The organism is Leptolyngbya sp. CCNP1308, assembly GCF_034932455.1.
In the GTDB taxonomy this organism is placed as follows: Bacteria; Cyanobacteriota; Cyanobacteriia; order Phormidesmidales; family Phormidesmidaceae; genus Nodosilinea.
This window is the reverse complement of the sequence record NZ_JAYGIH010000046.1, coordinates 24,746-30,789: the sequence shown is the minus strand read 5'-3', so window position 1 is coordinate 30,789 and position 6,044 is coordinate 24,746. Positions and strand designations below refer to the sequence as shown.

Annotated in this window: 6 protein-coding genes; 2 read left to right on the top strand and 4 right to left on the bottom strand. The window is 56.8% G+C overall.

Features of this window, described 5'->3' with window-relative positions; genetic code table 11:
• Positions 1-276: 276 nt before the first annotated feature.
• Both VB780_RS13695 and VB780_RS13690 read right to left on the bottom strand, forming a co-directional pair.
• Positions 277-711, bottom strand: coding sequence for a hypothetical protein (locus VB780_RS13695; protein WP_323351720.1), 435 nt, complete (start codon positions 709-711; stop codon positions 277-279).
• 631 nt (positions 712-1,342) lie between these two features.
• Positions 1,343-2,191: a DMT family transporter gene (locus tag VB780_RS13690; protein WP_323351719.1), complete on the bottom strand. Its 849-nt coding sequence runs from the start codon at positions 2,189-2,191 to the stop codon at positions 1,343-1,345.
• 191 nt (positions 2,192-2,382) lie between these two features.
• Between VB780_RS13690 and VB780_RS13685 the strand changes: the two genes are divergently transcribed.
• Complete coding sequence (locus VB780_RS13685; RefSeq protein WP_323351718.1) at positions 2,383-3,333, top strand: LysR family transcriptional regulator; 951 nt, start codon at positions 2,383-2,385, stop codon at positions 3,331-3,333.
• A gap of 94 nt (positions 3,334-3,427) precedes the next feature.
• On the opposite strand, the gene msrB is transcribed toward VB780_RS13685, so the two are convergent.
• The gene (gene msrB, locus VB780_RS13680) at positions 3,428-3,943 is read right to left on the bottom strand and encodes a peptide-methionine (R)-S-oxide reductase MsrB (RefSeq protein WP_323351717.1); all 516 of its coding nucleotides are present in this window, start codon (positions 3,941-3,943) and stop codon (positions 3,428-3,430) included.
• Between the two features lie 200 nt (positions 3,944-4,143).
• Here msrB and VB780_RS13675 point away from each other — a divergent pair, with 200 nt between their 5' ends.
• Complete coding sequence (locus VB780_RS13675; protein WP_323351716.1) at positions 4,144-5,394, top strand: DUF4336 domain-containing protein; 1,251 nt, start codon at positions 4,144-4,146, stop codon at positions 5,392-5,394.
• 40 nt (positions 5,395-5,434) lie between these two features.
• On the opposite strand, the gene VB780_RS13670 is transcribed toward VB780_RS13675, so the two are convergent.
• The gene (locus tag VB780_RS13670) at positions 5,435-5,929 is read right to left on the bottom strand and encodes a hypothetical protein (protein ID WP_323351715.1); all 495 of its coding nucleotides are present in this window, start codon (positions 5,927-5,929) and stop codon (positions 5,435-5,437) included.
• Positions 5,930-6,044: the final 115 nt, after the last annotated feature.

The following is a 6,044-nucleotide window of genomic DNA, read 5'->3' as shown; positions in this document are numbered from 1 at the left end:
TACCGTTGCATTTGAGCTTCAATTGGGGCAGGGTAGGGGGTGATCATCTATCCGCTCCTCTCGCTACCTCTCTAGCTTAGGAGCCCAACCCGCAGTATTACACCTTATTCAATCCACGATCCTTAGGCATGACATCTACTAGGGCACCGTCCGCCTTCATGGAGAAAAAGTACTTAGGTTTGCCAGTTTTAGTTTTTCCTTCGTGGAGATAGTATGTCTTCTGCTTGCGGTTCACGTATTCAACGGCCATTGTTCCTGCGGGGCTATCGGGGGCAATTAGTCAGTGTAGACACGCTCCACTGAGAAATCGTTGATCGTGTCTTCAAAGCGGTTAAAGGTAACGCGCATTTCGTCGTAGGCTCGCGCAGTAGAAACACCGCCCGGTGTGGGGCACTGTACTTGGAGCAACGTTTGAAATGATTCGTACTCGGCGTGAGTGTACAGAGTCTTTTCGCACACGGGGCTGATGAATCCTTCAATAGCGAGCTGGTTCAGCGCCGCAATTCCCATCGGGCTTTGCAGCACAAAGTGCCAGATCAGCGCCTGGTCGGTTTCGCTGGCGGGTTGCCAGACCTCAGGCAGGGCAAAATCTGCCTCGGCCTGGGCCAACCCTCGGTCTGCTGTGTCGGCATCTACAGCTGAAACCCCACCCAAAACCAGTAGACTGGCACCGGCGGCTAGCCCATACTGCCATAGCGATCGCTTACCCATAGCTTTCTCCTTAAACTCTTGTAATTGACTTATTGTGATTGCTGTCTCATTTTAGAGAGCTAGATTGATCTGACAGTCAGGGGTTACAAGAATTGCAACCAAAAGCCCCGATCAATCTTGCCTAAGCTGGCTGATTGGGGCTTCAGCTTTACAGGTTGAGCAAAGGGCCTTGCCAGTGCCCAACCTGCCCAGAGTCCGGCAAAGATGCTGGGTACGCTGCGCTTTACCCAGCCTAGAAGTCGGGTTTTTGGGGCAATACCTTGGCATTCCGAGTAATTTACTGGGCGTTTCGAGTAAATTGCTCGGCGCTTCGAGAAAAACACTCGGCGTTTCGAGTAAATCACTCGGTGCTTCGAGAAAAGTGCTCGGCGTTCCGAGTAAATTACTCGGTGCTTCGAGCAAACTACCTGGCGTAGCGTGTTCGTTGCTCGGCAGGTAGAGCAAATGACTCGGCGCTTGCGGTAATTTGCTTGGCAACTGGAGTAAACGGCTCGGAACGTGCCCTTCTGGGCCTGAAGACCGAGGTTAGGATTGACGAAAGCCGCCTCGCAACGCTTGTTAGTGGGTAGAGCCCAACGGCTTTAAGCCGAAGAACTGCCCAGTAGCGTGCTGTGGAGTGGCAGCGATTGGGCTAAGCGCTATGGTTGACCCGGCTTACCACCGTGGCCGCCAAGATGCAGGCTGCCCCGATCGCGCCATTCAGGTTCAGGCCTTCGCCTAGCAGCACTATCGAGAAGCCGGTGGCAAAAACCGGCTCTAGCGTGTAGAGCAGGGCTGCTTCATGGGCCGGAACCCACCGCTGACCTGCGGCTTGCCCCCAGAGAGGGCCAATGGTGACGACTAGCCCTAGATACACCAGTTCGGGGATGCGATCGCTAACCCCCAGGCCCTGGTGGAGCACCTCTGGTAAAGCCCAGATCGCCCCCAGCCCCACGACGGTCCAGATTTGTACGGCAGCTAGAGATAGCGACGGGTGCCGGGGTGCGATCGCCCCCAGCAGCACAATGTATACCGCAATCCCCACGGCTGAAGCCAGCGTCAGCGCATCGCCCAAACTGAGGCCGCCGCCGTCCCAAGACATGGCACCCATGCCCATGGCTGCCAAGCCCGCCGCCGCCAGAACCCGCCTCGATAGCTGTTTGCCCATCAGGACACCCAGAAACGGCACCACAATGACGTTGAGGCCGATAATAAAGGCCGATCGGCTGGCCGAAATAGTGTCTAAGCCCGTTAGCGCACAGGCCGTTTCCGCAAACAATATGGCCCCCAGCAGGGCACCGTCCCGTAATAGTTGACGGCTCACGCGCCGCAGCCAGGGTAAAAGAGCAATCGCCGCAATGCTGTATCGAACGGCGATCAGCACCGCTGGATGAACGCTGCCGAGCGTGTCTTTTAGCACCGGGAATGAGGTGCCCCAGATGACGGTGATGAGCAGCAGCAGGACTGTCCCTTTCTGATGAGTCGTTGCAAAAGCCGTCATCGCAGTAAACCGTTGTGTCACGATGGCTCACTGTAGAAGACAGGGGTGGAGTTGGCCAAACAATGCGCTGAAGGCTTCTATCAGTCAATTTGATAGAACGATCGCCATCGTTGGCCGTCAGGTCTGCGACAATTCAAACACTCTGCAGCGGCGCAATTTAGGGCCACCCAAACATCATCAAGGATTAACCTATGGGGCTGAGTCTCCCAAATTATCCCAAGCTGTCATACCTGCACGCACTCATTGCGATCGCCGATTCGGGCAGTTTCAGCGAAGCGGCCCTGCGGCTCCAGCTGTCTCAATCGGCCGTCAGCTATGCGATCGGGGCTTTGGAAAATGAGCTGGGCGTGGTGCTGCTGACTCGGGGGCGTCAGGGGGCTCACCTGACGCCGGTGGGCGAGCAAATCGTCGATCGCGCCCGCCGCATCACTCACCTGCTGGATGATGTCGTGAAACAGGCCAATTTGGCGAAGGGCTTGGAGGGGGGGTATGTCCGCATTGCCTCCTTTCGCAGCGCGGCGTCTCACCTACTGCCGGAGGTGATCGCTGAATTTTGCCGCCGCTATCCGGCGATCGCCGTGCGCATTGCCGAGTATGACGATTGCCCAGAGGCCGAAGAGGATTTGCGTCGCGGTCGGGTTGATTTAGCCATGACTTACCTGCCGCCTAGTGACGATATAGAGACCTGGGATCTGGTGCAAGACGACTTCGTGGTGCTTTTTCCCCCTGACTTTTGCTCCCCAATCGAGGGCATCGCCTGGGATGATTTGGCCGCCTATCCCCTAGTGATGGCTCCTGAAGGAGATCTCTGCGATGGCCTGGTCTACGAGCACTGCGCCAAACACGGCGTTACGCTAACGCCCAAATACCACGTGCGCTCAGATGCCACCATCGTCAGCATGGTGGCCAAGGGGCTGGGGGCCACGATTAGTCCCCGGTTGGCTATAGAGCCCACGCCAAAGGGTGTTCACGTCTATGCTTTACCAGTGCCGTTGGTTCGCACTATTCGCGTAGCAATTTTGAAGGAGTCGCTACTGACCCCTGCCGCCTTTGCATTTCTGGATTTACTCAAAGAAATTTGTACTCGATTGCCGGTTGAACGGGGGCTGGAAGGCGTAGGGATTTGCGCCGTGGGCGATTGATGACGGCAGCCTGGCGTTCCTCAAAATACAAAAGCCCCGCTTGCCGTTTAGAGCAGCAGGGCGATGACTAGCTTAGAGCCGTAGAAACGTTTGCCTAGGCTTCTTCAGGCACAAACTCTAGCGAGACGCCGTTCATGCAGTAGCGCTGGCCGGTGGGGGCGGGGCCGTCGGGGAAGACGTGGCCCAGGTGACCGCCGCAGGTGGCGCAGTGTACCTCCACGCGGGTCATAAAGAAAGAGCGATCGGTGGTGGTTGCGATCGCCCCCTCGATCGGCGCGTAGAAGCTGGGCCAGCCGGTGCCGCTGTCGAACTTGGTGTCGGAGGTAAACAGCGGGGTGCCGCAGCCCGAGCACTTAAAGGTGCCAGGTTCGTAGACCTTATCGAGGGGGCTAGAACCCGCCCGCTCGGTGCCGTGCTTGCGCAGCACGCGAAACTGCTCGGGGGTGAGCTGCTCGCGCCACTGGTCTTCGGTTTTGTTGACGGTAAATTGCTCGTTGGTAGTGGCCATAGTATCCGGTTGGTTGGAGAAAACTTCTGCGGTGAAATTGCTCAAAAGCCAGGTGCCGCCCACAACGGCGGTGCCCGCTTCCAGTAGCCTGCGTCGCTTCATGGCGGTAACAGTAGGAGGTCGTGAGGTCTGACAATTGCCAGTCGTGCGGTTGGCAGCGCCTCGTTTTATTTAACTTAACGTATCTGCCCGCAGCCCCGCTGATAGCCCCCTGAGAATTTGGTTCGATTCCCCTGAACCCGCTTTCTTTAGTAGGCTATGACTACTATCGATTTATTCTCAGGGATTGCCGCCGAGCCCCTATGTCAACCGTCACCGCTGCCCCCTCACTGCGTCGCCGCGACCAGGCCTGGCCCTTTTGGCCCCTGGTGCCCCTCTACCCCTACGGGCAGCGACCCACCCAGCGGGTTGAGGTGATCAAAGACCAGGTGTGGACCTTTGAGCAATTCCAGGGCATTTTTTACGTGGTGGTGCCCATTCGCATGACGGTGGTGCGGCTAGAGCCCACGGGCCTGCTGGTCTATTCTCCCGTGGCCCCGACGCCCGAGTGCATTGCCCTGGTGCGCGAGCTAGAGGCCCGCTACGGCCCGGTGAAATACATTGTTATGTCTACCGTGACGGGGATTGAGCACAAGGTGTTTGTTGGCCCCTTTGCCCGCAAATTTCCCCAGGCCCAGGTGTATGTGACGCCCAACCAGTGGAGCTTTCCGCTCAATTTGCCGCTGCCCTGGCTGGGGCTGCCGCGCGATCGCACCCACCTGCTGCCCGCCGACAGCGCCCAGGCTCCCTTTTTTGACCAGGTTGACTATGCCCTGCTGCCCCCGATCAATCTGGGGCTGGGGCCGTTTGGCGAAACCGCCTGCTTCCATCGGGCTAGCCGGACGCTGATGCTGACCGATGCGATCGTGGCGATTCCGGCGGAGCCACCTGCGATTGTGCAGATCGACCCGTTTCCGCTGCTGTTTCACGCCCGCGATACTGCTGCCGATGCGATCGTCGATACTCCGGCCAACCGTCGCAAGGGCTGGCAGCGCATTGCCCTGTTTGCCTTTTACTTTCGCCCCAGCACGTTAGATGTGGCAACGACAGGGGAAATGTGGCAAGAGGCAAAGCAGGCTCCGGTGCGATCGCGCCAGCACTACTTCGGCCTCTATCCCTTTCGCTGGCGGCCCGACTGGCCAGAATCTTTCGCGGCGCTGCACCAGGGCGGGCAGCTCCAGGTGGCCCCAATTCTTAAGACCCTGATCTTTAACCGAGGGCCAGAGGAGGTCTTAGCCTGGGCCACGGCCGTCGCCACCTGGCAGTTTGAGCGCATTGTTCCAGCCCACCTGGAGGCTCCCATTGTCACTACTCCAGACCAGTTTTTAAGGGCGTTTGATTTTTTGCGGGCCGACCTAGCGCTAGAGAAGGGTGAAGCCCTGCCAGAGGCCGACTTTGAATTGTTACAGCGGATCGAAGGGCTGCTGCTGAGCCGGGGAATTTCTCGACCCCGCCAGACCATTGCCTTGGCAAAATTTGATAAAAAAGCAGAGGCCCAAAAGCCCCTGCCTTAACTCAAGAAAATTATGAATACCCAGTTCAACTAGCCTCAACCTACTCGGTCAACGCTTCCATTTTGGCGGAAATCTTTTCCTTAATTTCCTCTATGCTGGGCATAAATTCTTTCTTTTTCTCAAAGCCCAGCTTGACCTTTTCAGCAATCTCATCAGGGGTGAGGGCTGTTTCAGAGCCGGGAGCATCGGGGGCATACATCGCCTTGCTCTCCATGCCGATTTTAATCTTCTCAGCAATTTCCTCAGGAGTGGGCATAAACATCTCCTTCTTGTTCATGAAGACCTCTTTCTTTTGCTCTGGGGTGAGGGCTGCGAATAGCGCTCCCTTGGGCACGGTCTTCATCGTGGCCGATAGTTCCGCTTTTTGCTGCGTTGTTAGCGCCATGGATTTAAAGGCTTTGCGCAGGCTCAGACCATCCTGAATCGATTGCTCAAATTTTTCTCGCTGTTCAGGAAAGAGAATACTCTCAATTTCGGGCACGTATTTCGACTTCAATTCTTCTATGAGAGCTTCTTGTCCAGAGGTCAGCTCCATGTCGTTAAAAAACGGTATCGAAAACGGCAGTGGATTAGCGCTGGCGGTTTGAGACCCTAGGGATAGGGTGACTAAGGTGCACAGAACAACGGCTAACAACTCTCGTAACATGCTT

Excerpts from the sequence above, each read along its gene's own strand:
- VB780_RS13695 (WP_323351720.1), bottom strand. The coding sequence starts at position 711 with ATGGGTAAGCGATCGCTATGGCAGTATGGGCTAGCCGCCGGTGCCAGT.
- VB780_RS13690 (WP_323351719.1), bottom strand. The coding sequence starts at position 2,191 with ATGACGGCTTTTGCAACGACTCATCAGAAAGGGACAGTCCTGCTGCTG.
- VB780_RS13685 (WP_323351718.1), top strand. The coding sequence starts at position 2,383 with ATGGGGCTGAGTCTCCCAAATTATCCCAAGCTGTCATACCTGCACGCA.
- msrB (WP_323351717.1), bottom strand. The coding sequence starts at position 3,943 with ATGAAGCGACGCAGGCTACTGGAAGCGGGCACCGCCGTTGTGGGCGGC.
- VB780_RS13675 (WP_323351716.1), top strand. The coding sequence starts at position 4,144 with ATGTCAACCGTCACCGCTGCCCCCTCACTGCGTCGCCGCGACCAGGCC.
- VB780_RS13670 (WP_323351715.1), bottom strand. The coding sequence starts at position 5,929 with ATGGAGCTGACCTCTGGACAAGAAGCTCTCATAGAAGAATTGAAGTCG.